22 protein-coding genes and 6 pseudogenes are annotated in these 25,230 nt (G+C 58.4%); 7 read left to right on the forward strand and 21 right to left on the reverse strand.

The genetic code is table 11. The features are described from left to right. Window positions 1-129: 129 nt before the first annotated feature. From NKH01_RS30060 to NKH01_RS30080, 5 genes are all read right to left on the reverse strand, one after another. A complete protein-coding gene (locus tag NKH01_RS30060) occupies window positions 130-2,310 on the reverse strand; it encodes a class I tRNA ligase family protein (protein ID WP_353023893.1) in 2,181 nt (726 codons plus the stop codon). Between the two features lie 161 nt (window positions 2,311-2,471). Next, complete coding sequence (locus NKH01_RS30065; RefSeq protein ID WP_353023895.1) at window positions 2,472-3,251, reverse strand: phytanoyl-CoA dioxygenase family protein; 780 nt, start codon at window positions 3,249-3,251, stop codon at window positions 2,472-2,474. A gap of 506 nt (window positions 3,252-3,757) precedes the next feature. Further along, a complete protein-coding gene (locus NKH01_RS30070; protein WP_353023896.1) occupies window positions 3,758-5,122 on the reverse strand; it encodes a lysine N(6)-hydroxylase/L-ornithine N(5)-oxygenase family protein in 1,365 nt (454 codons plus the stop codon). Window positions 5,123-5,310: 188 nt separating this feature from the next. After that, window positions 5,311-5,460, reverse strand: a complete 150-nt coding sequence (locus NKH01_RS30075; protein WP_353023898.1) for an iron-sulfur cluster assembly accessory protein — start codon at window positions 5,458-5,460, stop codon at window positions 5,311-5,313. A 705-nt stretch (window positions 5,461-6,165) separates the two neighbouring features. After that, window positions 6,166-6,291 carry a hypothetical protein gene (locus NKH01_RS30080; protein ID WP_353023900.1) on the reverse strand — a complete coding sequence of 42 codons (126 nt, stop codon included), beginning with the start codon at window positions 6,289-6,291 and terminating at the stop codon, window positions 6,166-6,168. A 321-nt stretch (window positions 6,292-6,612) separates the two neighbouring features. Here NKH01_RS30080 and NKH01_RS30085 point away from each other — a divergent pair. Continuing rightward, window positions 6,613-6,902, forward strand: a pseudogene (locus NKH01_RS30085) (prolyl oligopeptidase family serine peptidase); the annotation flags it as partial. 435 nt (window positions 6,903-7,337) lie between these two features. Then, on the forward strand, window positions 7,338-8,018 hold the full coding sequence (locus tag NKH01_RS30090; RefSeq protein WP_502912699.1) for an OmpW/AlkL family protein: 681 nt from the start codon (window positions 7,338-7,340) through the stop codon (window positions 8,016-8,018). Window positions 8,019-8,091: 73 nt separating this feature from the next. Here the strand turns inward: NKH01_RS30090 and NKH01_RS30095 are convergent, their stop codons facing one another. Further along, window positions 8,092-8,304 (reverse strand): PfkB family carbohydrate kinase, encoded by a 213-nt coding sequence (locus tag NKH01_RS30095; RefSeq protein WP_353023902.1) that lies wholly within the window; start codon window positions 8,302-8,304, stop codon window positions 8,092-8,094. Between the two features lie 402 nt (window positions 8,305-8,706). Between NKH01_RS30095 and NKH01_RS30100 the strand changes: the two genes are divergently transcribed. Beyond that, window positions 8,707-9,396 (forward strand): helix-turn-helix transcriptional regulator, encoded by a 690-nt coding sequence (locus NKH01_RS30100; RefSeq protein WP_353023904.1) that lies wholly within the window; start codon window positions 8,707-8,709, stop codon window positions 9,394-9,396. Window positions 9,397-9,708: 312 nt separating this feature from the next. Continuing rightward, window positions 9,709-9,963 (forward strand): annotated as a pseudogene (locus NKH01_RS30105) (IS1634 family transposase); the annotation flags it as partial. Between the two features lie 212 nt (window positions 9,964-10,175). Here NKH01_RS30105 and NKH01_RS30110 read toward each other — a convergent pair. The 13 genes and pseudogenes from NKH01_RS30110 to NKH01_RS30165 form a co-directional block, all read right to left on the reverse strand. Further along, complete coding sequence (locus tag NKH01_RS30110) at window positions 10,176-11,177, reverse strand: alpha-ketoacid dehydrogenase subunit beta (protein ID WP_353023907.1); 1,002 nt, start codon at window positions 11,175-11,177, stop codon at window positions 10,176-10,178. Window positions 11,178-11,183: 6 nt separating this feature from the next. Next, entirely contained in the window at window positions 11,184-12,200 is a 1,017-nt protein-coding gene (locus NKH01_RS30115) for a thiamine pyrophosphate-dependent dehydrogenase E1 component subunit alpha (protein WP_353023909.1), read from the reverse strand. A 254-nt stretch (window positions 12,201-12,454) separates the two neighbouring features. Beyond that, a pseudogene (locus NKH01_RS35365) lies at window positions 12,455-12,801 on the reverse strand (redoxin family protein); the annotation flags it as partial. A gap of 190 nt (window positions 12,802-12,991) precedes the next feature. Beyond that, a complete protein-coding gene (locus NKH01_RS30120) occupies window positions 12,992-13,159 on the reverse strand; it encodes a hypothetical protein (protein ID WP_353023911.1) in 168 nt (55 codons plus the stop codon). 703 nt (window positions 13,160-13,862) lie between these two features. After that, window positions 13,863-14,020: pseudogene (locus NKH01_RS30125) on the reverse strand (transposase); the annotation flags it as partial. A gap of 25 nt (window positions 14,021-14,045) precedes the next feature. Then, window positions 14,046-14,414, reverse strand: a complete 369-nt coding sequence (locus NKH01_RS35370; RefSeq protein WP_502912695.1) for a hypothetical protein — start codon at window positions 14,412-14,414, stop codon at window positions 14,046-14,048. A gap of 466 nt (window positions 14,415-14,880) precedes the next feature. Continuing rightward, window positions 14,881-15,864: pseudogene (locus NKH01_RS30135) on the reverse strand (transposase); the annotation flags it as partial. 152 nt (window positions 15,865-16,016) lie between these two features. Continuing rightward, window positions 16,017-16,838: an IS5 family transposase gene (locus NKH01_RS30140; protein WP_353023912.1), complete on the reverse strand. Its 822-nt coding sequence runs from the start codon at window positions 16,836-16,838 to the stop codon at window positions 16,017-16,019. 55 nt (window positions 16,839-16,893) lie between these two features. Continuing rightward, window positions 16,894-17,706, reverse strand: a complete 813-nt coding sequence (locus tag NKH01_RS30145; protein ID WP_353023914.1) for an SDR family NAD(P)-dependent oxidoreductase — start codon at window positions 17,704-17,706, stop codon at window positions 16,894-16,896. An 8-nt stretch (window positions 17,707-17,714) separates the two neighbouring features. Beyond that, complete coding sequence (locus NKH01_RS30150; protein WP_353023915.1) at window positions 17,715-18,476, reverse strand: SDR family NAD(P)-dependent oxidoreductase; 762 nt, start codon at window positions 18,474-18,476, stop codon at window positions 17,715-17,717. A gap of 718 nt (window positions 18,477-19,194) precedes the next feature. Further along, complete coding sequence (locus tag NKH01_RS30155; RefSeq protein ID WP_353023917.1) at window positions 19,195-19,338, reverse strand: hypothetical protein; 144 nt, start codon at window positions 19,336-19,338, stop codon at window positions 19,195-19,197. A 27-nt stretch (window positions 19,339-19,365) separates the two neighbouring features. Continuing rightward, a complete protein-coding gene (locus NKH01_RS30160; protein ID WP_353023919.1) occupies window positions 19,366-20,130 on the reverse strand; it encodes an SDR family oxidoreductase in 765 nt (254 codons plus the stop codon). Between the two features lie 673 nt (window positions 20,131-20,803). Beyond that, window positions 20,804-21,214, reverse strand: a complete 411-nt coding sequence (locus tag NKH01_RS30165; RefSeq protein WP_353023921.1) for a hypothetical protein — start codon at window positions 21,212-21,214, stop codon at window positions 20,804-20,806. A 150-nt stretch (window positions 21,215-21,364) separates the two neighbouring features. Between NKH01_RS30165 and NKH01_RS30170 the strand changes: the two genes are divergently transcribed. Continuing rightward, entirely contained in the window at window positions 21,365-21,514 is a 150-nt protein-coding gene (locus NKH01_RS30170) for a hypothetical protein (protein ID WP_353023923.1), read from the forward strand. A 12-nt stretch (window positions 21,515-21,526) separates the two neighbouring features. Here NKH01_RS30170 and NKH01_RS30175 read toward each other — a convergent pair whose 3' ends face one another. Together NKH01_RS30175 and NKH01_RS30180 are read right to left on the reverse strand one after the other, a co-directional pair. Next, the gene (locus NKH01_RS30175) at window positions 21,527-22,210 is read right to left on the reverse strand and encodes a hypothetical protein (protein WP_353023925.1); all 684 of its coding nucleotides are present in this window, start codon (window positions 22,208-22,210) and stop codon (window positions 21,527-21,529) included. After that, the gene (locus tag NKH01_RS30180; protein ID WP_353023927.1) at window positions 22,170-22,616 is read right to left on the reverse strand and encodes a hypothetical protein; all 447 of its coding nucleotides are present in this window, start codon (window positions 22,614-22,616) and stop codon (window positions 22,170-22,172) included. Before NKH01_RS30180 ends, NKH01_RS30175 begins: the two co-directional genes overlap by 41 nt. A gap of 124 nt (window positions 22,617-22,740) precedes the next feature. On the opposite strand from NKH01_RS30180, the gene NKH01_RS30185 reads away from it, so the two are divergent. After that, entirely contained in the window at window positions 22,741-23,040 is a 300-nt protein-coding gene (locus NKH01_RS30185) for a hypothetical protein (RefSeq protein ID WP_353023929.1), read from the forward strand. Window positions 23,041-23,525: 485 nt separating this feature from the next. Further along, window positions 23,526-24,898, forward strand: a pseudogene (locus tag NKH01_RS30190) (MFS transporter). Window positions 24,899-25,230 lie beyond the last annotated feature (332 nt).

The following is a 25,230-nucleotide window of genomic DNA, read 5'->3' on the forward strand; positions in this document are numbered from 1 at the left end:
TCTGGTCTCTACCGTCTGATAGCGGCTTCGGTCGCCAGTGACAGCGAGTAAAGATATTTGGCATCATCGGCTTTGATTGCCGCGCAGATCTGGTCGAGATTGGGACGGCTCACTGGTGCACCTTTGGGCTCATAGTGATTCCCCCTCATCGAGATGAGGATTGCCGGATTTGGCGTAGAACACCAACACGGGTCCGAGATCAAAGCGTGTCCCGGGCGCAAGGCGCTGGACGGACCGGGGCCATGTTTCGGTTGAGACGCCATCGATGCCTCGCGCCAGCGTTCTGGCGAATCGGGGCAGCAGCGGAGCGAGTGTCGCTGCCAGGATCGCAGCGGCCGTCGTCTGAAGGGCTAGCGAAGTCCGATTGCGGGCGGGATAGAAACGTCGCGCCGCCGCATAGTCTTGCGCCCGACGGTAGATCACGCAATCGCGCACGAAATCGCAGACCTGAGCGGCCGCGCGCCGGACCGAGAAGCCTTCATCCGAATAGGCGCGCTCCATCGCCGCGCGATAGATCTCTATCCGAGCAAAGAAGGCGCGGTCGGCCGGGCTCCAGTCGCCTGCATCGGGTACACGGCCGCCAAAATCCTGCTTGATTTCCTGGTTCAACGCATCAAGCCAGTTCAGCCAAATCCCTTGGAACACCTCGTTCTCGGTGCGGCGCAGCGCGTCCAGCGTGAAATCCGTCCGCTCACCTTCCGGGCGTGTCAGGCCCAAATGGAGGCGCACGACGTCGACTGTCTTTGGGCTCAGAACCTCCTTGCCCCAGACCGCATGGCGGCAGCTGGTTGAGAACTTCTTGCCGTCGAGCAGGTAGAACTCGTTGACGTGATAGCGGATGCGTGGCGTCCAGTGGGAGAAGACCTCGGCGTAAAGAGCGGGGTAGAGTAGCGCGTGGTAGAACGAATTGTCGAAGCCGAAGAAATGGACAATCTGCCAGTCGTTGCCGGGCATCTCCGCCTTCCAGTCGCGACCCAGCAAGCGGCCGAGCGCCTGGATGTTGTAAAGAAAACCGAAGGCCATTTCCGGCCAGACCCAGATCACTTGCCCCGGGAACCCTTCGGCCGGCAGGCCCCAGTCCGAGGGGTGGGTAATGGGCACTGAAAAGTTGCCGCGTCGGCGTAGGCGCGCGAAAAGATCCAAGATCCGTAGCGGGACGCCCGACGCCCTTAGATGCCGGTCGATATTGTCGTAGCATCGGTCCAAGGCAAGTTCCGGGCGGCGGACGGAGCCGACCAGCGGCGCCTCGGCAGACTGCCGTGACCGGGCTGCACCCAAGTCGTGGCAAAGGTTTGGGGCGCCGCATTCCTCGCAGATGTTGCCACCGGCGGAGCCGCCGCAATCGGGGCAGAGGCCGCTAACATCCGGTTCGTAAAGATAGTGGCCTGTCACAGCATCGAAAAGCGCAGGGCTCTGGCGCAGATCTACCGCCGTGCTGCTCAGAAGACTGCGGAAACACGCGGCTTGAAACTCGCCGTAACCGTCATCGTCCATTGTGGGTTGGAAGCTGTGGACGTCACAATCGAGAAGTGCAAGCGTGGCGCAAATCTCGTCGGCGTAGTAGCGCGCCACGTTTGCAGGCGTCGATTGATCGGCATCGGCGCGCATCGTGACGTAGCTCTGGTAATCGTCGCTTCCTGTCAGGTGGTAGGCCTCGACCCCTTTCATGCGCAGGAAACGCGTGTAGACATCAGCGCCAAAATAAGGGCCAGAAAGATGCCCCAGATGCAGATCGCCATTAGGCGTCGGTGGCGTGGAGAAGACGAAGATCGGCCCGCGTGGAGCCGTGATCTTTGCAGCGGCATCAAGGGCGGCCTCGCCGTCTCGCCAGTAGACATCGACGAAATCTAGGTCTTCGTTTCCGTCGTTGCGCAGCACATGCGCTTCAAAAGGGTGGAACAGAACGACATCGCCCGCCTCGACCGAGATTTCCCCAAGCTCGGTCCTGACCTTGCCCGATCCTGACAGGATCACGAAGGCCTCGATTTCGTCGTGCCGATGGGGCTCGGATGTAACGCCCGGTGCCACCCTACCGAACGAAAACCCCGTGCCGGCGCTTCCCGTTCCAAGCGTGGCCATGTCGATACCGAACGCGCGCGACAGCCCGGTTCGAGAAAACTTGTGTTTGCGCATGACAACGAACCTAAGCTGTTGAAGCCGTGGGATCTTCGGCTGCCAACGCAACAGCCTCTTGTGCAAGTTGCGCAGAGAAGCGGCAGCCCAACCCGTTGCCGGCCTCGGCCAGAATAATGCGGCTCTGGGCCGCCAGGCGGGCGACGACGGGTGCGCCAGTCGGGCTGTAGGCGTCATAGAAGACCGCCCTGCGACCACCTCCACAATCCACGTGCCGAAGCGTCGTAACGGGCTGCGGTCGATGCTCCGCGAGCCCGCAAATCAGAACGCCATACTCTCCGCGCATTTTTGAGCGGTCGATCAGTTTCGTGTGCATGCCTCCGCCTGGCTGCGTGAGCTCAATCGCGATAGAAAATGCCATTTGGGGGCTTGAGTTTGTCGAGATCGGCCACTTTGCCCTCGGGCGGGTTAAGGGCGCGCTTAAGCACGTTATATTCAGCGCGGGTCGGTCCACCGGTTGAAGCACGCTGGAATACCAAGTAGAGTGTCCGCCGCGAACGATTGCTTTTGTTCGGTCGTGAGTAGTGCGGTGCGTAATCGTCGAAGATGAAGATGTCGCCAGCCTTCCATACTACGGGTTCCCAGGAGAACATTTCGGCGACTTGAGGATCGATCACCCCACCGGCATCCATGGGAAACACCCCCTTCTTGTGGTTGCCGGGGCTGAAGAAAAGCCCGCCGTTTTCCGGGTCGGAGTCGTCGATGCCTATGGCAACCACCGCATGGACCATCCGGTCGGGGAGTTTGTGTGGAATGTGATAAATGTCCTGATGCGGGAGATAGCCGCCGCTGTCGGGGTAGTGGAAAATCAGCAACTCCTTGAGCCTGCGCGAATCTTCGCCAAGCAAATCCTCGACCGCTGACTTTATGCGCTGATCTTCTAAGAGCAAACGACGCAATGGATCATGGAAGTCGAGAAAATTCTCGATCTTGGAGATGATCTTTCGATTGTCCCTCGTCTTCTCGAACCACATGAGCCATTTATCATCGCTGACATCCCAGCGTGACATATCTTCGACAAAAGTAGAGATATCTTCCCGAGCCGCTGGAGCGAAGAACCTTTCGAGCCTGACGTATCCGTCTTTCTGCCACTTTTCTCTTTGTGCATCAGTCAACATGCGAAAAGCCTCCTGTTGGAAAGACTGGTTGGTCGGACATCCCAATTAGGGCAGTCGGACGCTGGTCAAGTTGCGGGTCCACGGAGACGGACTCACGTCATGTGGGACGGCGATGCTAAGTGCGTTCCGCTCCGGCGGATATTCTCCGCAGAAGCTCGGCGCGAGACTGCCTTTGTCAGGCTCAGCCGGGTCCAGGGGTTCCGTAAACTGGGCCGGATCAATCGCTTCACCCGGTCCAGGCACGACACGCATCGCTAAAGGCCGGCACCATCCGCTGACCGCCGACCCAGCCATGGCCGCCAAGACCACGGCGCTCTTTCGAGTGAGCGACCTGGTACGGTCTTGACAACCGTAGGGGAAATGCACGCCCCCAGAATAATGCGATGCGCCGCTTGGTCCAAGGGCTTGTTCGGTCACGATGATTTCGGAGAAGCCTCCGGCCTTCGCCGCAGCGGAGGCGGACATCATTCCTAGGATGGCACCGCCGATGATCAAAAGTCTACGAGTCATATCCCGCTGCCCATTTCTTCGGCTGCGGGGGCGGGCCAGCTCTCGATCGAGGTATGGCTGATGAAGCCAGGATGCTCGGGGTTCGCGCATGGCGCGCGCCCAAGAAGGCTATCGAGGATGCGGCGCGCGCGCCAGGCCAGCAGGCTTAGGTTCGGATCGGCCAGGCCGCGCTGCCCGAGGCTCGCGTTTTGTACGAAGATGCGTCTGTCACGCGGTCCGTCCCAGCTCACCGAAAAATCCTCGCGAATAGCTAATTCATTGTCGATCTGCTCCAGCCGGTGCGCGATGGGTTCCAAGAAGTCTGGCACCGCGTTCTCGTAACCGGTGGCCAGGATGACGATGTCAGCCGTGACTTCTTCGCCCTCGACCATGCCGTGCTGCAGGGTCAGCCTGTGACCCGCGCCGGCGTTGATGCAGTGCGAGACGGTGCAGCCCGGCCGCAGTGTGATGTCGGATCGGTTTGGCTCGAAAAATGCGTGGCGGTACAGCGCCTGATAGATCGCGCGCAACGTGCTTTCCGAAATGCCGTCCGAGGCAAGCACGAAACGCCGCAGGAGCAGCTTACGCTGCGACTCGCTCATCGCCGCGAAACGATCCGAAAAGCAGGGCATGAACAACTCGTTTGTGAACGGGGTGTTGTCCAGAGGCAGATAGTTTTCGCGCTGCGAGACCCAAGTGATCGAGGCAGGCCGCCGTTCTTTCGGCAGGCCGACAAGATGCAACATCACCTCGGCTCCCGACTGGCCTCCGCCGACCACGCAGACATGCTTTCTCCGCACCTCAGGATGGATGTGCAATAAAACAGATGAGTGGAACAGGTTGCGTCCAGTCCAGCCCTGAAACTGAGGCGGAATTTGCGCCTGCTTGCCAATGCTGACCACGACGTCTCTGGCGCCGAGAACCGCCTTATCCGTCCGGACCCGAAACTCGCCGTCAAAGCGGATTTCGCGCACCGTCTCGCCGCCACGCACAAGTGGGTTCCTATGGAACACCCATTTCAGGTATTGCTCGAACTCAACTCTGAGCACGGCTTCGAACTGTGCGTTCAGGAAGTGGTACAGACGCCCGTTCTCGTGCAGGAAGTTTACGAAAGTGTAGGCTGATCGGGGATTCACCAGCGTGACCAGATCCTTGAAGTGGCTGACCTGCAGCTCCGAGGAATCGAATGCGATGCCTGGATGCCAGCGGAAGTCGACTTGCCGATCCAGGAACACTGCCCCTTGCCCAACTTGCTCGTGTATCTGACACGCAAGGCTCAAATTGGACGGCCCAGCACCGACCCCAACGCAAGATAACTTCACTTGCTTTCCTCCTATAGAGTCTTCCCACCAGGCGGGTTGTTCGCGGCGAATATCGGCCACAGCGATTGGGCTCCCCTCGCGAGCGTTTTCGAGCCCCGGTGCCGAAGATTTGCGAGAATTTGTCCAGCGCGTTCGGGTAGTCGAATGTAGACCCGAGCATTCCAGCGCGGTGACAATCGACGGGTCATGCCGGCGACGTGGGGCAACGACGTATGTCCTTTCCGCCCGTCTGGATGCCCGCGTCACCGTCACGCGAGGAGCTTTCCAGGCCCATTAAGGTGTTTGAAGCCGGCGCAATCGCCCGCCTCGACCATGACGCGCCGGCCTTTCGGCGACTTGATGGCAGGCGAGAGCGCAGTTATCACTGCGGCGACGGCATTTTCGGTGCGCATGATCATGGAGACGTCTCGCTGATGCGTTCGCAGAACCCCATGCATGGGCCGTGCCAGAGAAGGAAAATCTTATTAAACAATGGTTTGTCGGATTTGCGATCCTGTCGGAAATCCGACATTGAGGGGGACGCCTCACGGCGGCGCCCGATTTGCACGTCGATGTCGCCTTTTCCGAATAGCTAATCGTGCACCTTCTGCACCAGAATACTTCTCTGATGGAGACCAGCACGAAGTCTTCATGAACGGACAGTGCAGAACCTTGTGTCGCGATATGCCTTGTCCATCGAGGTCGGCAGTTGCAAGAGCTGCAAGATCCTTCGCCCTATCGTGCCGTTGCAATTGCTCGATCCCGACATCCTCGGAGGCCGCGATCATGAAAAGTGACGCAATCTCAAGTCCGCCGCGAGGCCTCTCTCATGGGGAAGCAATTCTCCATGTTGGTGAAGGATCGATGCTCTTGCTCAGATGGTTGCGGATGGGCGCATGCCCAGGCCTAAGCGCATCAATGATTGCGCGATATGGTACCTTCACCAACCGGATTGTCATCTCTGTAGAGATAGCCGGAAGACAATTGCGTAATGACCACTCTGCCGGTCCCAAAGCACGTGCGCCATTCGGTCCCTGGGGCTCGATCCAGGCGGAGGGATAAGGCCGCAAAGCAGTCTTTTGCCCGCCGACCGGTGGGCCAGGATGGAGCATCGTAAAACGCAGTTATTCGATGATCGCCGCCGCGGACTCCTCAGGCTGTGCCGCGCCCACACCGGCGACGTAGTGGTCGTCGATCGCCCCGTCGCCGATGTCGCTCCGAAGCTCGGCCAGTTTCGCGGTGAGCTTCACTGCTTATTCCGCAGTGCCCACCGAGCTCGCACAGGAGGTTCTATGAGGCGGTCACGCTGCACTGATTGTCGGGTCTGCGACAAAGTCGACATGAGAGACACGGCAGTCAGATCCATGTCATTGTTGTGAAATGATTTTCTCGTTTGGCACGACACGTGCAAGGCTATCCGAAAACGCGCTGCGGCACGGACAGAGGAGAAATCATCCCATGATCATGCTCGCCGAACATGCGGTCGCAGCCGCGAAAACTGAGCTTTCCCGAACCGAAGGAGAACCTTGCGCTTGTTTTCCAGTCGACATCATTCTTCACGTTATCCGGACATGACCGCATTCGGTTTCCGCCCAACGCTGAATGCCCCGGACGATGATCCCTATTTTTGGCTTGGAGATGTCGAAGGAGAACGGACGCATGCCTGGGCCACCAGCCAGTCGGCCAGGACCCTGGAGCACTTCGGTGGAACGCAATTCAAGCGCGACCACGACGCCCTGACGGCGATTTTCGACCGTCCTGACAAGATTCCCTTGATCACACGCCGCGGCCAGACCTCTACAATTTCTGGCAAGATGCCAGAAATCCGCGCGGACTGCGGCGGCGGACCACCCTTACCGCCTGTCCGGCGATCCTGCTTGCCGCCACGAAGCGGGACGACTGCGTCCATCCGGGGCTACGCGCTTAAGATCGCCGCAAAGCTGCAGACTCTTGGCTATCGCTCTTACTTCCGCGAGCCCGGCGCGGGCGCCCGCGGCTACGGCAAGACAATCAGGAGCGGGCCGCATTCACTGCTCTGAGCAACAATTTCCTGCGCAGCGCGACCCACTGGCAAGCCGATTGCGTTCGATAGGTGGGCGCAACCCGGACAAAGGGCAACATTTCAATAAGCGAGCACAGGTCGATGATTGCGAGCAAAGCGCAAATAATGTGAGCACAATATCACACAACACGAGCACCGGCGTTCCCTCAGTCTCAATTAATTCCAGCAGGATTCGCAAGAATGAAAAGCATCATTTCTGAAGAGCAAGGAGAGAATATCATGGCGAGAAAGCGAATGGGCGTGGCGCGGGGAGTAACGGTAGCCGCCGTCCTCATCGTGGTGGGACAGCAGGCTGTCGCGGCGGACTTTGACCAAGCCGCGAGCGCCCCGCAGGCAGGAGACTGGGTCGCTGAAGCGCCAAGCCCTTGGCAGGTCCGCCTGCGTGCGTTGGGAGTCATCACTGAGGATTCAGGCTACGTCAATGCGGTGCCCGGTTCCGGTCTTTCCTATTCGGATACCCTGACACCGGAACTCGACATCTCCTATTTCTTCACGGACAACATCGCCGCCGAACTCATACTCGGCACCACTTATGCCAACATCGGCGGCCAAGGAACGATCGCCGGGCTGGGAAAGGTCGGCAAAGTTTGGCTGCTGCCGCCCACGCTCACATTGCAGTATCATTTTACCGATCTCGGCGCCTTCAAGCCCTATGTCGGTGCTGGCGTGAACTACACGATCTTCTATAATCAGGATGCCGGCAGCGCCGATGCTCTCAAGGTCAAGAACACGTTCGGCACCGCGCTACAGGTCGGATTCGACTACATGGTGGATCAGCACTGGGGCGTCAACTTCGACGTGAAGAAGCTTTTCCTCAAGCCAGACTTCGACGTCACGGTAGACGGCGCGAAGCTGTCGGGCAAGGCGGCGCTCGATCCCTGGTTGATAGGCGCAGGTGTCACCTACCGCTTCTGATAAGGCGAAGCGGCTTGCCCACAGCCGAGCTGAATCAAAGGGCGCCTCGTGCGCCCTTTGCCGTCGGTCCTGCCTAGTTTAAGTTTAAGCACCAATGTCTGATCGCGACCAAGGCGGAGTCCGCGCCGAGCCTCGCGGTGGCGACTGCCTGATTAGAACCCTTGCCGCCAGGTCCCATGTCAAAACTACTACCGAACAGCGTCACGCCAAAGATGGGGATTTCCGGAGTTCTGATCGTCAGACCGACGGCAAAGTTACCCACCACGGTGATCTTCGGCTTAATCATCGATCCCTCCCGTCGGGGCAGCGGATGTGACCATTCCGAGCCCGATCTGGATCGGGAAAGCACGTCGAAGGCACCGAGGCTGATTCCGGGCCGAATAAAACATCACAACTCTTCTCCCAATGCCGCGTGGGTCGCTTGCGAAAAAAAAGCGCATTCCGAAAATTGGCCCGCGAGGCAGTTGTTAAAGATAGTGGCGCGGCGCGGCGGTGAAAATGGACAAAACTCACCGTGACATGTATCAAACGCGCATGGCAAACATTCCGCAGCGAACGGTTTTCCCGGAGAATCACTATTACGTTCCAGGCGAGATGTGGACTCAAAGCGCCTACACTGTTGTGAGGGCCGGCAAGACCATTACGTCAATCGACCACCGTATCGAACGTGACAGCTATCCGGGACGTCATGGTCTGCACCTCGGGGCGAGGGTTTGTCGTGAGTGAAGGTAGGACATTGAGCGTCGGTCCAGAACAGCTCATCTGGATTGCGAATGAACTGCCCCACGCGCACTGGCCAGACAGCACCGATCCTTGGACGTTACTGTTCGTAAGGTTGGATGGGCCGAATTGCCAAGCCGTTCGGAGGAAGGTGTTCGGCTCGGGACCCACTATTGCTACGTTGGTTTCCCCAAGGGACATTGAAGCTTGGTTCGGGCTTCTTTTCGAGGTCCTTCATGCTCGCCGAGACGACATTGATCTGGCACTCAATCGCCTCGTAGCGGAGTTGGTCCACAGTATTGCGATGCCACTGGTGAAGCCTGGAGAATCGCGGCTTCCCACGGCTTTGAGCTCGATAATGGAAAAGATGCGGAAGGCACCGGAGCAGTCCTGGCATGCGGATGAACTGTCGGAGGCTTCGGGCTTGAGCGCAGCGCAGACACGTCGGCTCTTCCAAAGACATCTCCAGATCAGCCCGCGTCGATGGCTTATCAGAGAACGGATCATGATGGCCCAAAAGATGCTCCTCGAGAGCGATTTGACGATAAGCGACATAGCCGAACAATGCGGGTTTTTCGATGCCTACCACTTCAGCCGCGAGTTCAAGCGGAGCATCGGTACTAGCCCGCGAAACTGGCGGCACGGCGAAGGTAGCTAAACACGTCGACATTGAAATAGTGCCGAGCACCCGTACAACGAAGCCAAGCGATCTTTGCCGCGTGAGAGCGTATCGATAAATCGTGTGTTCAGACCCAGGTCGTATTCCCGCTAGCTCCGTCGAGTGAACATTCTGCGTAATCTCACGATGCCGGGCTGGCGGCGCCATCGGGATTGAGCAATCGGGGCCTTGTGCCGACCATAAAGCGGCCATCGAGAGCCTCTGCCGCCGAGAGTCCGCAGTGACCAAAGTTAGCCATTGCGCGTCGATGGTCGCGCGCCGCCATCGGGCTGTGCGAGCCGAACGCCTGAGGCGATCCGCGGTCACGTGTTCTGCTCGTTCCTGGCTCTGCTGCTGCAGAAGGAATTGGCGGACCTTTGCGCCGCCAAAGGCTTCAGCGTCGAATGGGGCGATCTGCCGCGCGACCTGGACCGGCTGCAGGAAGCCATGATCGAGAAGGATGGCAAGCGCATCACCACCCGAACCCACGTGAAAGGCCAAGTCGGGTCGGTCTTCCAGGCCGCCGGCGTCGCGCTGCCGCAAAATATCCGCGAACAGGCCGCTTGAGCGGCGGCCCAAACCCGCAAAATGTAGTGCAAACACCCGTTCGTGCGCCTACAACGCATTGAACTCACAGCACTTTTATAATCTCACTGTTGAAGTAGGGTTTGAAAGGCATGGCTACGCTACAAGGCTACTGCAGTTGCCGCTTGCCTAAACCCACACCAATAAACGATCCGTGCACCAACGCCATTTTGATGGTCATTTTTGCTTTCCCGTCAGAGCAGCCGCCGGACGGCGGCGATGATGTGATCCTTTGTCGGGAAGAAATCCTTCTCGAGGGCCGGACTGAAGGGTACGTGAATATCTGGAGCGCTCAGGCGCAGGATCGGGCGCTTCAACAGATCGAACGCCTCCTCCGCCATCACCGCAGCGATTTCACTTCCGACATTGCAGACGCGGTGCGCGTTCTCGACGATCACAAGCCGTCCGGTCTTAGCGACTGACGTTTTGATGGCCTCATGATCGAGCGGCTTCAACGTACGTGGGTCAATCACTTCGACCGAAATGCCTTCCTCGGCGAGCGCGCTGACAGCTTCCATCGTCGGCTGAATGACACCGGCAACAGCAATGAGAGTTACGTCTTCTCCTTCGCGCTTCACATCCGCTTTGCCAATCGGGATGACATGGTCCGGATCTGTGGGCACATTGCCCTTGAGCGGCCACAGGCGGGTGTCTTCGAAGACCATTACCGGATCGCCGTCACGAATGGCCGATTTCATCAGCCCCTTGATGTCGGCGGCGCTGGTCGGGCTGATGATCTTGAGGCCAGGCACATTCATAAAGAACGGATAAGGCCGGTCGGCATGCTGCGCCGCCAGAGACCCCAGCGAGTACATACAGCAACGAAACACGATCGGAATGTCGATCTGGCCTCCCGTCATATACCGCAATTTCGAGGCCTGGTTGATGATCTGATCCGAGGCGAGATAGACGAAGCTGGAAACTGAGAGGTCTACGATCGGCCGCAATCCGTTGATCGCAGCCCCAATTCCGAGGCCGGTGAAACTGCCTTCTGAAATCGGCATGTTCCAAATCCGGTTCTTGCCAAACCGCTCAATAAGTTTGGCGCCGCCATGAACTGAAAGCTCCTCTCCCATCAGGACGACGCGCTCATCACGCTCCATTTCCTCCATCTGCGCCTGCACGAGCGCTTCGAAATAGGTCATCTGAATATGGGCGCCGGCGGTCGAGGCAAGCTTGTGGGCATCAGTTTCCATGTGGAATTAATTCCTCTCCAGCCCAGCCACGAAGCCGTGATGGCCTGCAAGGGGCGAGTTGAACATGTAGTTGGGTAAGGTTTCGGGCCGAGGCTGGGGGCTGTCCAAACCGAATTGTACAGCCAGCTTCACGGCTTCGACGACTTCATACTCGATTGCTCTCAACCTCTGTTCTTTTATGCCTTCGTCGAGGAGTACAGTGCGATATAGCAAAATCGGATCGCGGTTGCGTTTGTGAACCTCGACTTCTTCAACCGATCGATAAGGCTCCCCCGTTATCACCATGCCGAAATCGTGCTCATCGAACCGATAGGTGTTAGCCTCTATTAGAGTAGGCCCCTCGCCGGCGCGTGCTCGCGTGACGGCCGCTGCCGCAGCTTCATAGACGGCGCCCACGCTCTGCCCGTCGACTGTTACCCCCGGCATCCCGTAGCCCGCTGCCCGTAGCGCGATGTCCGGCTGCCCGTGGCTTTGCGCCACCGAGGTGGTCATTGCATAGCCGTTGTTCTCGCAATGATAGATGACCGGAAGCTTCCACAGCGACGCCATGTTGAGACTCTCATGGAAGGTGCCCTGGTTCACCGCCCCATCGCCGAAGAAGCAAAGGGTAACCTGATCGACGCCGCGCACCTTGGCGCTGAACGCACACCCCGTGGCAAGAGGAATGCCTCCTCCGACGATACCCGATTCACTGATGATCCCGACCGAATTGTCTGCAACGTGCATTGAACCGCCGCGCCCCTTGCAAATGCCGCCCTCCTTTCCCATCAGCTCGGCCATGAGCGCGTTCAAATTCGCACCCTTCCCGATCGGATGGCCGTGCGAGCGATGGGTGCCGGTCATGGCGTCATCGTCCCTAAGGGCGAGACATGCCCCCACGATAGCGGCTTCCTGACCCACGCTCGAGTGGAACCAACCAGGGATCTTGTCATCTTTGCACTGCCGCATACCTTCTTCTTCAAATCGACGGATGCGAAGCATCCGTCGATAAGCTTCCAGTCGCTGTTCACCATCTAACTTCATGATGCAACGTTGCTCCAATATTGAGTTAAAGATATGCTTGGGATGGCATGGCGCAGATCCCAATTTCCAGTATGACTCATGCCACTTTCCTAGCTTATGCATTCAGAACAAGAGCTTGCCGATAAACTAGTGGGGCGCGCGCGACTGGCTGGTAATAGGATTGACGAGAAGGGCGGCATTGCGGGAGAAGGTCAGCCTTCCTTCTCGAACCACTTCTCCACCACGCCATTGTTGATCAAGGCGTCGTGGCGCTAGCAGCGCACACCGAAGCCGAGATTGCCCTTGGCGACCACCATGCTCGGCCGGCGCGTGAACTCGTCCGAGCCGTCCGGGATCAGCTTGATAATGTTCTGCAGCCGCAAGGCCTTGGCCCAGCCATTTATGCCGAAGGCATCGTTGGCGGAAAAGCGCAGATTGCGTCAATTCCCTCCTTCTCAAACTTGTCAAAGAGCTTTTCGAAATCGGGCAATTGGTATCGAGCAGGTCGGCGTGAAGGCGCCGGACGGTGATAGCAGGGTGGCGCGCTTGCCGTCGAAATAGTTGGCGGATGTGTTGTCTTCCCTGTGGTATGGGGTTGACCCCTCGATGATTCAGTGCGCACTCGCGCGCAAAAGCTGACCGCGGGGCTTTGTTTTCAGGGGTCAACAATGTCGCTTTTCTAGAAGAGAAACTGGCGCATTGCATCTCGGTTGGGACGCAAGCCGAACCGGACTGGCATGCCGGACATAAGATGAGGCGTTTCCCATTCTTTGGCATCCCGCCGTAAGTCACGTCCTGGCTCCTGATCTTCGCTACCCGAACCAGTTGATACGGGTGATCTGGCTGCCCTCGGGCGGCTCGGGCAAGCCCTCTACGCCAATAGCCCCTGAAAGGACATCGGCGATCCGCTTCTCGTCCTCGACGAAAAAGGTGATGGTAATCGGAAGTGCCCGCGTCGAAATAGGCGTGTGATGTGTCAACTCTGAGAATCCGTGAAAGCCGTGGCTGGCAGAACTGGTTGAGTGGGTTGCAGAAGGTTGCGAGTGGGGCGGCCCTTTGATTGACTGCTTCTGCAAGCACATGCGGATGAAGATCGGTCAATGGCAAATGGGCGAGCGCCATGCGTTGCCGCGTCGGCCTCAGAGCAATCATGCGCAATACAGCTACCGAGCACGGACCTCTGGAGTGTACTATGTCCCGATATCCAGCGGGAATAAGGACGGTCTTCTCATGCGCTGGTATGGAGCTTCGCGATGTCAGCAATGGCCTTGTTCCCATTTTCTACGTGCTTTCTCTGGGGCTCCTAGAATGTGGAGCAAGCGCCGCGCCAATTGAATTAAGGCTGTAATCACATTGGTTTTTGCAGCTACGAGGCGTCGCCGGACCAATTCCGCAAACCTTCTTTTGTTCGAAGTTGGACAACAATGTCGGAAGCTGAAACAAAGGAATGCGGGCCGGGCCGGCGCTATGGACAAGCGGCGTGAACATGCTCTCAAACGTCCTCGGCGTGCTCTTTAGAACGGTTGAGCAAATTGGGCACCCGGCATGTCTCGATGGCCTGCAGCGGAGGCCCGACACCAAGCTGCTGAGCAGCTTTACGATCGGCTCACCACAGAAGATCAACCCGGGGCGAACCAAAGGGGCAGCCGCCAGGCCCACGCAGCCAGAAGCAGAGGGAGCGTTGTTGAGACCCTCGATCGGAACGTCGAGTGGAGCTTAGCGCGATGTTCCTTCGGGAAGGTCATGTAGGACAGCATGTCGGGCTCGGCGTCGTCCACGATTGTCGCCACCTTCGGCCGGTTCTGGTCGGCAACGGCGCACCATTGTACGGACGTGGCCTCGGGTGGTGAAAGCGGTGGCGCGGCCTTAAGCGAGATCGTCGGCCGCATCGAAGCTGGTGTCATCAAGTTGGTCCTTCATTGGCAGGGAGGGGCCACCGGCATTGAAGCTCAAGATCAACGCCGCCGGCAAGCATCGCTGGGCAGTCCCGGGGATACCTCGACGCTGGTCCGCGAGCTGGCGCGCTTGATGCCCGACCGCCAGATCGCGCAGGTCCTTAATCGCGCCGGAAAGCCGACAGGGCGAGGCAATGGCTGGACCCCGGCGCGGGTCTGTTCGTTCCGCAGCCGTTAAGACATTGCCGTCCACCGCGCGAGCGAACCGGCTGGGCGGGGCGAGATTGCGTTTGAAGCGGCCGGACAAATCATGGATGTGAGCGTGATAACGGCTTTGCATATGGCCCCCTCTTCAAAGGGCGGCAAGTGTGCTGTGGCGCGCCTGGGGGCATTCCAAGGCGGCGGATATCGCCGCCTATCGCATCCAGAGTGCCCCGTGGCGATCGTCAACAGCCGATCCCCCTCAACAGCGCCTTTGACTTTCCAAGACATAGAAGGTGAGCATTCACATGGGGATTAGGGTGTCGAGTCGATTGAAGCAAAGTCGATCTCCTCATTGCACACGGTTCCAGGCTTGGGCCCAAACTACTTGACACGGCTCGCTGCGCGGAGCCTGATCCAACTCACATTCGGTCGCCGTTTATTCCGGCCGCACCAATATCCCGCGTTCGGCGGGCTGAGCCCAGGATGACGAGACCCATTCTGTGAAATGGCATTTTTTGCCAAACGCTCACTCGGTGGTCACCTGGATCCGCCAGGGTTCATGAGGCCCCGGTAGATTTCAGAAAGATGAAGTGGTGGACGTGTTATGCGTTTTTCATAACGGCACCTTCGATCACGACCCCAGAGGCCACGTACTTCCACAGGGCGGCCAGCAGCTTGCACGCCAGCGCAACGATGGTCGTTTTCTTCATGCGCCCACCGTTGCATTCAACGCGTGCGTTGAACCATTTTGCCAATGCCGAGTCCGGTTGGTGCCGCAATCATAGCCAGGCCAGTTGCCTCAGCGTTGTTCGCAATCTTGGATTGCCCGCCTTTGATACGCCTTGCTCCCGGTCGATCGAGCCGCTTTGCCAGGGCGTCGGCGCGAGGCCGGCATAGGCGGCGACTGTTGTCAAAATGCCGGAACAGTCCCTCCGACCAAAGGATGTTGGCGAATTCCGCACCGAGTCCTTTGATCTCAAGCAGCATCGCGACCGGCGCAGGCTTCGTGCTGTCAGCGGTCTGCGCCGCGATGAGCGCATCGCGTTCATCCGCGATGATCTTGATCGGATTGATGAAGTTCCGACCGGTCCAATTCCCGATCTGGGCCTTCATGTGCCGTGGCAGTGTATGTCCATCTCCCGTCTGCAACCCTTCGAGCCGCTGGCGGCGATTTTTGTAAAGTGGTTCGTAGTCGGTGATGCCTTGCGAGAACAGCAGGCCCTTGATGCGATTGACATGGGCGACGCGCTCGACCATCAGCGCCTTGCGTTCCCGGCCAATTCGCCGCCGGTCCTTATCTTCATGGGATATCGTTCTCACCAGTAGCGCCTCGCCATCGATGCGATCAGTTTTCACACGCCAATGACGACGTGGCGTGGCGATCGACGTCGGGTCCACAACGTGGCTCTCGATGCCCTCTTTCACGAGAGGGTGTATCTAGAGCCATCGAGACCAGCCTCCTGGATCGTAATGATCGGATAGCTCTGCCCGGTCCTGGCGCGGCTTCTCTCCCGCAGGTTCGAAAACAGATCAAACAGCCCGGCAATGTAGCCGGCTGCTATGGGATACTTCGACATCCTCTCGCCGTTCAGCAGCGTTGCGAATGCTGAATGTTACGACCGCTTTGCAAAGTATCGGGAAGTGACTTCACACTACGGTCAATGTTTCAGGTATATCTTTCCGACCCATGACTATGCTTCGTCAGCTTAGAGCCTGAATCAAAAAGGGTGTTTTGATATCAAGCTCTTGCGGGCCTGCGTGTGAGCAGGCGAATGTGGGCGACGTATATCCAGGCTTCTGCGGAGGCGATGGATTTCTCCCAGGCCTTGGCCAGCCTGCGGCATCGCCCCAGCCATGCGAATGTGCGCTCCACGACCCAGCGGCGCGGCAGGACCTCGAAGCCTTTGGCTTTGTCCGTCCGCTTGACGATCTCCAGGGTGAATGTGCCGATCTTTTGCATCGCGCCCTTAAGCTTCGGTCCGGCATAGCCGCCGTCGGCGAAGACGTGTCGCAGCCACGGCCAGCGTTCTAGAATGGTCTTGAGGGCAGCCGGTGCGCCGTCCCGGTCCTGGATATCGGCAGCGTGGACGACGAGACCGACCATCAGGCCGATGGTGTCGACAACGATGTGACGCTTGCCCGTTAATCTTCTTTCCGCGTCGAAGCCCCAAATTCCGCCGCTTTCCGTGGTCTTGACCGATTGGCTGTCGATCACGCCCGCCGTCGGGCTCGCTTCCCGGCCCTCAGTCTCGCGCGCCGCCATGACGAGGCTGTTGCTGATGGTCCGCAACAGGCCCTCCTCACGCCAGCGATAGAAGTACTTCTGCACCGTTGAAAAGGGTGGGAAGTCTTTCGGCAGCAATCGCCACGCGCCGCCCGACGAGGCGAGGTAAAGAAGTGCGTTCACGACCTCGCGCAGGTCCGTCTTGCGCGGCCGGCCGATGCGGTTCGCCGACGGCATCATCGGCGCAATCAGCGCCCATTCCGCTTCGGTCAGGTCGCTTGCGTAGCGGCCGCAACGCCGCTCATAATGCGCACGGGTGATTTCATTCCAGGCCATCGTGATCTCCATCGAATCTCGCAAATCCAACGGAATCACAACCTGCTGAAATCACTCACTCTTTTTGGAACGGACACTTAGCCCGATACTCCTCATCCAAGATGGCAGGTAGCGATATCTTCTTGGTCCGCGCGCCGTCGACGGAGATCATTTCCCCACTTACGAAACTGGATTCCTCACTAGCTAACCAAAGCACCGCATTAGCTATCTCGTCAGGGGCGCCAGTCCTTCCTACTGGGTGAAGTTGAGCCAATTCCTGCTCTATCAAGCTTCGGCCCGGGTGCATCTCGACATACGCACGATTCAGCTCGGTATCGATCCAACCGGGGCAAACGGTATTGCAACGTATGCCATCCGGCCCGAGGTCAACTGCCAGTCCCAGCGTAAGGCCATGCACGCCGGCCTTCGTGGCCGCGTATGCAGTATGCCAAGGGTTGACCATATAGCCTTCGACCGACCCGATGTTGACGATCGTTCCCGAGCCGCTACGTCTCATTTCCGGGACCACATACTTGGCCATTAAAAACGGACCGCGGAGATTGATCGCCATAAGCCCGTCCCAATCCTCGGCAGTCTGTTCGTCGATGGACTTATGAATGACCTTACCAGCATTGTTGACCAGTACATCGATCCTGCCAAATTTCTCGAGGACGTCGTCAACAAATGCGCGAATTGAGACCTCCTTGGTGACGTCAAGAGCCATAAACGTGAGCCTCTCGGCGCTGCCGAACTCGGCGGGGCGATCGTCACGCAAATCGCCGACGACAACGATAGCGTCTTCATCGGCGAGCCTCCCAGCAATTGCACGCCCTATGCCTTGATTGCCGCCGGTGACGATGGCAACTTTGCCTGAAAGCCGATTACCCATGATCCCTCCTATCTTGCCGTGAAGCCGCCATCTATCGGTACAGCAACCCCGGTGATGTGCCTGGCTTCCGGGCTCGCGAGGAACACCGTCAAGCTTGCTATTTCCTTCGGCGTGGCCACGCGACCCTGGGGTATTGAATCAATATTCCTTCGCAATATCTCGTCCGCCGCAACCGGTGTGTTGTGAGCCGACACAAGCATCGGTGTATCGACGGCGCCAGGGCAGACGGCATTGATGGTGATTTGTTCTTTGGCGTGATCGAGCGCCATTGCTCTTGTCAAAAGAACGACGGCGCCCTTTGACGCACAATAGGCAGCCAACCCCTGAGAGCCAACCAACCCCACATTCGAGGCAATGTTGACAATGCTGCCGCCACCGGTCCTCTGCATAGACTTCACTGTGGCGCGGCTGAAGTAGAACACACCGTTGACATTGGCGTCGAATGTCTGACGCCAATCGTCATCCGTGGTATCGGCGGCGCTTCTACGCCGGATGATGCCGGCGCTGTTCACCAAGACGCTGACCTTTCCGAACCGCTTTACGCTGAAATTAACCACATGGTCGGCGAAGGCCGAGTCAGCCACATCGCCGAGCATCAATTCAGCCTGGCAATTGAGTTTCTGTACCGACTCTAAGGCTCTTTGGCCACGCTCCCGATCGCGGCCGACCAAAACCAGTGACGCCCCTGTCGCGGCGAAGGCCTGTGTGACGGCCTCCCCTATCCCGGAAGTCGCGCCAGTAACGATAACCACTTTATTGGAATGCGTCATAGTAGCAATTCTCTTTTTTGGAAGTAAAAGATTCTATTCCAGCCATAATCCAAGCATTGGTTTAGGTGCAAACTTGGGACAATATCGGTAGCCATATTCGTCTCATTTCAGAATCTTAATATGAATGCGCCGGCTTGATGATGTCGATATCTGTCGCTGTTAGGTGCTTCAGTAAGGTCGGCCTCTGATGCGATCAGTTCTTCCGTATTGTATGAGAAAAGGCCGTCTTCCCAACAAACCGTCCAAAGCAGGTGACGGGCGACTTCCCTTGACCATGCCGCGAGCGTGCTATCAACTCCGAAGAGCTCGTGGGGTCCGGTTGCACCGATTGCGGAATTATGGCGTGTATAGAACATGATAGATTGTCAATATCCAGCTATGATTATTGTGCTATTTCAAGTCAATGTCGCCGTTCAGAAGCACGCGAAGCGTGAGGAAAAGGGAACATCGGCGATAGTCCCGACCGCAAAGTAAATGAGCCTGGCAATGCCTCGAAACTGCCTTGAGAATAGGAGCGCGTGAAGTTCCCAAACATCGTGCAGGCCGCCGAGAAAGAAACTAGTGATCGCGAATGAAGCGCGATAAACGCGCCACCCCGCCATGAGCACACGATAGTAGCAGAGGACCTTGCAGTGTCCCTCGTCGTCCCACTCAGGCTCATTTCGAGCTCCACAACCGCCATTCGCAGGCTGACGACAAGGTCTCCTTGAATGATGCTTCAAGGTGGCAAATTCGGCCACCATCCGTCGTCTTTCCAGCTTCTCCGATCTGCACCGTGGGTCAACCTGCCTCGAAGATGCGTGCCGAGGTCAAAATCGCCCACAAGCCTTGGGTTTTCCGTGCTTGCATTGGCTTCGTTCATGCGACGGCTCCTAGTGCGACGAATTGTTCAGGCGGTTGCACTCAGCCCGCCATCGATGACGATCAGGGCACCGCTGACATAGGCCGCGCGGGCGCTGGCCAAGAATGCAGCTACTGCTGCGAATTCCGAGGGATCGCCAAGGCGTCGGGCCGGGGTCCTATCCTCGAGCGCACGGATGCCTTCGGCGTAGTCGCCGACGCGATTGGCTTCGTGAATCGCGGTGCTGTGTGCACCAGGAGCGAGCACGTTTACGGTGATGCTCTCCCCCGACAATTCTTGTACGAGCGTGTGGCAGTAGGGCACCAGCCCTGCTCGTGCGACACCCGACAGCGCGAAATGTACCGGGGTCTTTACAATAGTCTCGGAAGCGAGCATCAATATTCGCCCCGCCCGCGAGCGCCGCAGATACGGCAAGGAAGCCGTAACTAGATTTATCGAAGGTAAAAGCACGCGGTCAAACGCATCGTCGAAATCCTTGGGCGTCATGGCCGAGGGCGGCCCGGCAGAAACGCCGCCACAATTCGTCACCAAGATGTCTACACACCGATAATGCTCTGCTGTTTCTGCAACCCACCTTGCCGCATCCGCGCAGTCAGTGACATCGGTTGCGCGTGCCAGCACTTCGGCGCCTTTGCTGCGCAACCGATCCACGGCTCTTTCTAGCCGCCCCGGATCCCGTCCACAGATGGACAGGCGGCAGCCTTCGTTGGCTAACTCCTCAGCTGTGGCCAGACCTAAGCCGCTGGAGGCGGCCGCGACCATTGCCACCTTGCCGTCAAGCCCTAAATCCATTTTTAACCCTCAATTAACATCACCATGCTTCTTGGCACCGGCGCACAGAGCCAAGCATCTACCGTGCCAAACGAACTAATCCTTTTGAAACAGTGGAATAGCTCTGCTGCCAATACGTCGACTTGCTATAGCCGTGCATGATGATGACACAAATGTACGGAATCCGACGTAACTCCGTCGTCCTTGAGACAGGTGACCCGGTCGCCCTCCGGTTCTGGAGACAGCGTCGCTGGGAAGCAACTTAAAGCTTTAGCGGCAGGTGAATTGGTCATGTAGAACATCGGCCGCAGCGGTCCTCACGACTACCGGGCGGCGGCGTGTCGCACGACCGCTACCAAGCCTCGTCGTGCCGGTATCATAAGATCGTCGAGCCATTCGAATACTCCAAGGGCATCTTCTGCGTCGCGTACAGCAGCATGGCTTCGTCTCCATTCTTGGTACACCATCCGTCTGTGCAAGGGCCTTCATAGGAAGCCCGTCGCCCAGGCTGCCACAGATGGCGTCTTCGGGGCTTGGGTTAAGACATCAGAAAATAGGAGCCATCGACCTCAATGCCTTGGGCGATAGTGTGGAAAACTATCTGCGAACATGCTTGGCCTCTTCGGATAGGGTTTGGTCCGACGATACGGCCGCCGATGCGTTGGTCGTGTCTCGCCACTCTTCCAGGCCCTCTTCAGATTCGCGGCGAAGCGCTGGAGATCGATAACGGCCGGCTATCAATCTTCGCATTCATGCCACGACGATCGACCCGCCGTCCAAGCTCCTCCTGCGCGGCGCGGATACCAGCAAACAGCAGCACGGGATCGGCGGTTCCATCATCGCCTGTAGTTGCTGCTTGTTGGCCTCGGCCACACCGGATGTGTAATATAAGGACACGGGCCGCAGGCGGAACTGGCGGATGATAGCGCTTGATCATACGAGCGCCGATCCGCGTCTTCTCCTGAAGCTTGAATGACGGCTGGAACAGATTGCCGTAAAGCCGCGCCACAGCATAAAGTTGACCAAGGGCGGCTGTTGCCTCCGCGCCGACAAACCGACCATACCCCACCAGGCGACGCACGATGGCGCCATTCTTCTGCTCCACATGCGCTTTTCATTCTTTCGGTAGGCGCGAGAGCGTGTCACTTCCAGTTCCTCACTTCGGCACCGGGAGACGACGAACTCGTTCATGAAGGCGCTGTCGTTGTCGAAATCTACGCCGAGCAGGGGGAAGGGAAAGAACGAGCGGGCCTGCTTGATCGCCACGATCACATTGCCGCTGTCGCGCGTGCGGACCGGAACGCATTCGGTCCACCCCGTGGCAATATCGGTCAACACCATCGTCTGCACAAAGCTGCCGGACGAAGATGTGCCGGAATGCGCCACGAAATCGACCTCGACGTAACCGGGCGGCGAATCATTCCAGTCCCCGAAGGTGCGCACCGGCACCGAATCGGCGAACCGCCGAACTCATTCCTGCTCGCCGGCGCTGGCCGCAACTGCCGCCCGATCTGTTGGGCAGTATCGCGCAAGCTACGATCCTGCCGTCGCCGACGAAGTCTGGCGCTATCAGATGGATCGGATCGACGATCTCCGCTTCATCCCTGCTGTGCAGTACTGGAGCAGGTATCGATCGAAGGGAATAATCGCTTTGCGTGGCCGCGATGGCATCCCGATCCATGGAAACGCCAGATGGCCGGATGTTTATCTGCGCGTGGATGAGATCGAACAGCTGATCCACAATCATATGCCGACAAAGGTGCCCGACGGCACGCCGCAGAGGCTCGCATCTGGTTAGATGCTCTATCCGCATGACTTCATGCCGGTGCGCGGCTTGGTCGACGGGCGCAATAGCGGCGTCGTCGACACCACGCGGTACTTTGCTGCTGGTCGCATATCGGTGGGCGACATCATCGGCGCCGTCAGCGCTGCCCAGGGAATCTCTGTCTTCCGACGCTATGGCGATCGCGCTCTTGGCCTCGACCCGCACCATCTTCGTCATGTTCAGAATACCGAATTGTTCCGGCTCGGCGTGTCCGACGCGATCATCACCACGCGCTTCAATCGCCGCAGCGTGAAGCAAAGCCACGAATACGATCACCGGTCTTTGTTCGAGGACCTCGACAGTATCGCCCTCCCCGATTGCGACCGGCGCGCTCGGGTCGAGCGGCCGCCAGACGCTGGGAATGATCCTGGCCGGGAAGGTGGAAGGTCCGATCGTCAAAGAGTTCCGTCACATCCAGAAACACGAGGGCGACGAGCTCGAGGCGGAAGCGGACGGGCTCCATGTCACACCCTAGGGCTTCTGTCTCAACTCCTTCACGGTCGATCCCTGCCCGAAACATCTGGAGTGCTTCAACGGATGCCGGCATCTGACGCGCACCGAGATCGATGCCGAGCGTCGTGCCCTGGAAATCCTGCGGGAGCGGATGCAGCGCACTGTCGATCAGATTCTGGCGACGGTCGAGCCACACCGATCGATCGGATGGCAGAACCAGCTCAATCATGCCCGTACGCTAACGACGACACCGGGCGAACGGCCCTTCTCTTCCGGGGCAGACCTCTCACGAGCGCTGCCATACCGATCACCCGCGACTATCCTCAGCGCCACCGGTCTTCCCAGAGGTCGCGATGACTGACCGCGTCGATGAACTTGGCCGCATTCTGAAAAGGATGCTTACCGAGAACCAACCCATCACGGCACGCGCCGTCGTGGGATCGAGCGAAGTCCTCTTCCACCACGCGAGCGACGTGACGCGACATCCACGTCGACAAAAGCTTCTAAAGGAGTTCGCGGCGCGACAAACCCTGATCCTGGAAGCGATCGAATCATCGTCGCGGAAATCGAAGAGCGCCCTTGAAAAGGCGTTGGCGAGGAAGCAGCAGCAAATCGATGAACTGATCGCGCAACGCGATCGCACTCCCTCCTGAAGCCGACAGCAACACACCATCCTGATTGCAACGATCGCCCGGAAAACATCACTGCAATGCCCAACAGGCGCGGTAAAAAACACGTATAAGAGGCTGACTGAAAAAGAAGTTGGGTGAGCCGGAACACTCTGAAAAAATGCGATGCAGAGGTGAACCGCAGCCACCGCGATATCGATTGGGGCATGTTGCCATCTTCGATCATGCACTTGGGGTGCTCAACCCGGATATTGAAGTCGACGGAACCCGATGTGCGCCGCGGAAAACATTGGCAAGCCGGTCCCCGAATCGAGACTAAGGGCCGTTTGCGATCAGGCTGCATCCGCGATTTCTTCCAGACGAAGTAATCGCTTGCGCCAGAGTGCCAGCGGTAAAGAAATAACTTGCACTGTCCCGATGAAATGCGCTCATGCTGGCATTCCTCCATGGGCACATTCGCCGGGAGGCACCTCTAAAGCGACCGATAGACCAAGGGAGGGCTCGGCCCAATGAGCAGGGTGGCGCCCGAAACTGCGACTCCCGCTTCATCGGCGACATTTGCGCCGCTGGAGAATGCAACATTTCGGTCGATCTGGCTTGCCACACAGGTGGCCAGCCTTGGCTGGCTAATACAAACTGTTGCCATCAGTTGGCTGATGGCGACCATCTCGACATCAGACGTGATGGTCGCCCTGGTGCAGGCTTCGACGACGTTGCCTACATTCATCCTGTCGATCGTCGCAGGGGCGGCCTCATGTTCATGGGCTGGTTTCTGATAGCGCTCTCCTCGGCAATGCTGGCGGGTCTTGCGCCCCTGCTGGTGACCATCGGGCGCCGCAAATGGGATGTTCGCTTGTCCCCTCTCCCGCGCGAGCCATTGACGACGGCCATTCGTGACGGAGCGCGTTTCACGGCGCTGTCGGCGGAGATCAAGGCGGCAATCGCACGTGGGGCGCTTTTTGGCCTGACCAGCATCTCCATACTCGCGCTGCTGCCTATCGTTGCCCGCGATCAGTTGGGGGGAGGACCAATCGTCTATGGCATCCTGATGGCCGGGTTCGGGACGGGCGCCTTGTGCGTCGGCATCTGCAACAATGTGCTGAGACGGTCACTCTCCCAGGAGCGACTGACAACGCTGGCATGCATTGCCTGTGCGGCGTGTTGTCTATCTCTCGCTCTCACTTCTTCAGTGGAGGTGGCGGCTATTGCGCTGGCGCTCGGCGGCGCGGGTTGGGTCGTCACCTGGACAGGGCTCGACGTAAGCGTCCAATTGGCAAGCCCGAGATGGGTCGTTGGCCGCACGCTCTCGATCTATTATGCCCTGTCGTCGGGTGGCATCGCGGCCGGCAGCTGGCTGTGGGGGACGTTGGCTGAGAATTATTCGCTTGCCGTAGCCCTGGAGATTTCCGCTGGTTCGCTATTGTTGGTCGCGGCCACCGGGTCCCTGTTGCCTATCCGTCAATGGCAAGACTCCGATCAGGATCCGTTTTTCGAAACACCTCAGCTCGCTCTCGACCTGAAGCCGAGAAGCGGGCCGATCGTCGTCAAGATCGAGTACTCAATACCGGAGGCAAACGTCGAAACTTTCCTTGACCAGATGCGGGAACGCCGGCGAGTCCAAAGCCGCGTCGGTGCTCGGCACTGGAACTTCCAACGCGATCTCCAGGATCTTTCGCTTTGGACAGAAACTTTCCGTACGCCGACCTGGATGGACTATCTGCGTCTGAACCATCGCCTGACAGCTACGGATAAGGAGATGGACCAGCGTCTGCTCGAATTGAACCTGGGTGGAACGCCACCTCGTACCAAGCTTTCAATCGAGCGACCGACCGGAGGGACCCGCAAGCGGGATCAAACCGCGCGATTTTTTACCCGGCCGTGATCGGATCGCAGGCCCTGGGTTTGCAGGGACTTGAAGGGAGGCGAAATGACCGGCTTAGTAATTTGAGAGGCCAGTCGTGATTCAAATTAGCCTCCATCGCACAGAACGTGCCGTGTTCGAGGTCAATGAAGAACTCGCAAGATCGTCGGTCAGGAATTTGACGGCAATTCACACGCTAACGCAGCGGTCGGAAGTGAGGGCACACCGATGTGGGCCGCCGCGACCAGAACGCAAGGCGATCCCTTGGCCATCTGGGCAAGAGTTGTGAGTGTGACCTTCGCAGAACGCCACAGCTCCAGCCCGCCGTCGATGCCGCTCGACTGGCTTCTCGC

The organism is Mesorhizobium sp. M1403 (assembly GCF_040317695.1).
Taxonomy (GTDB): domain Bacteria; phylum Pseudomonadota; class Alphaproteobacteria; order Rhizobiales; family Rhizobiaceae; genus Mesorhizobium.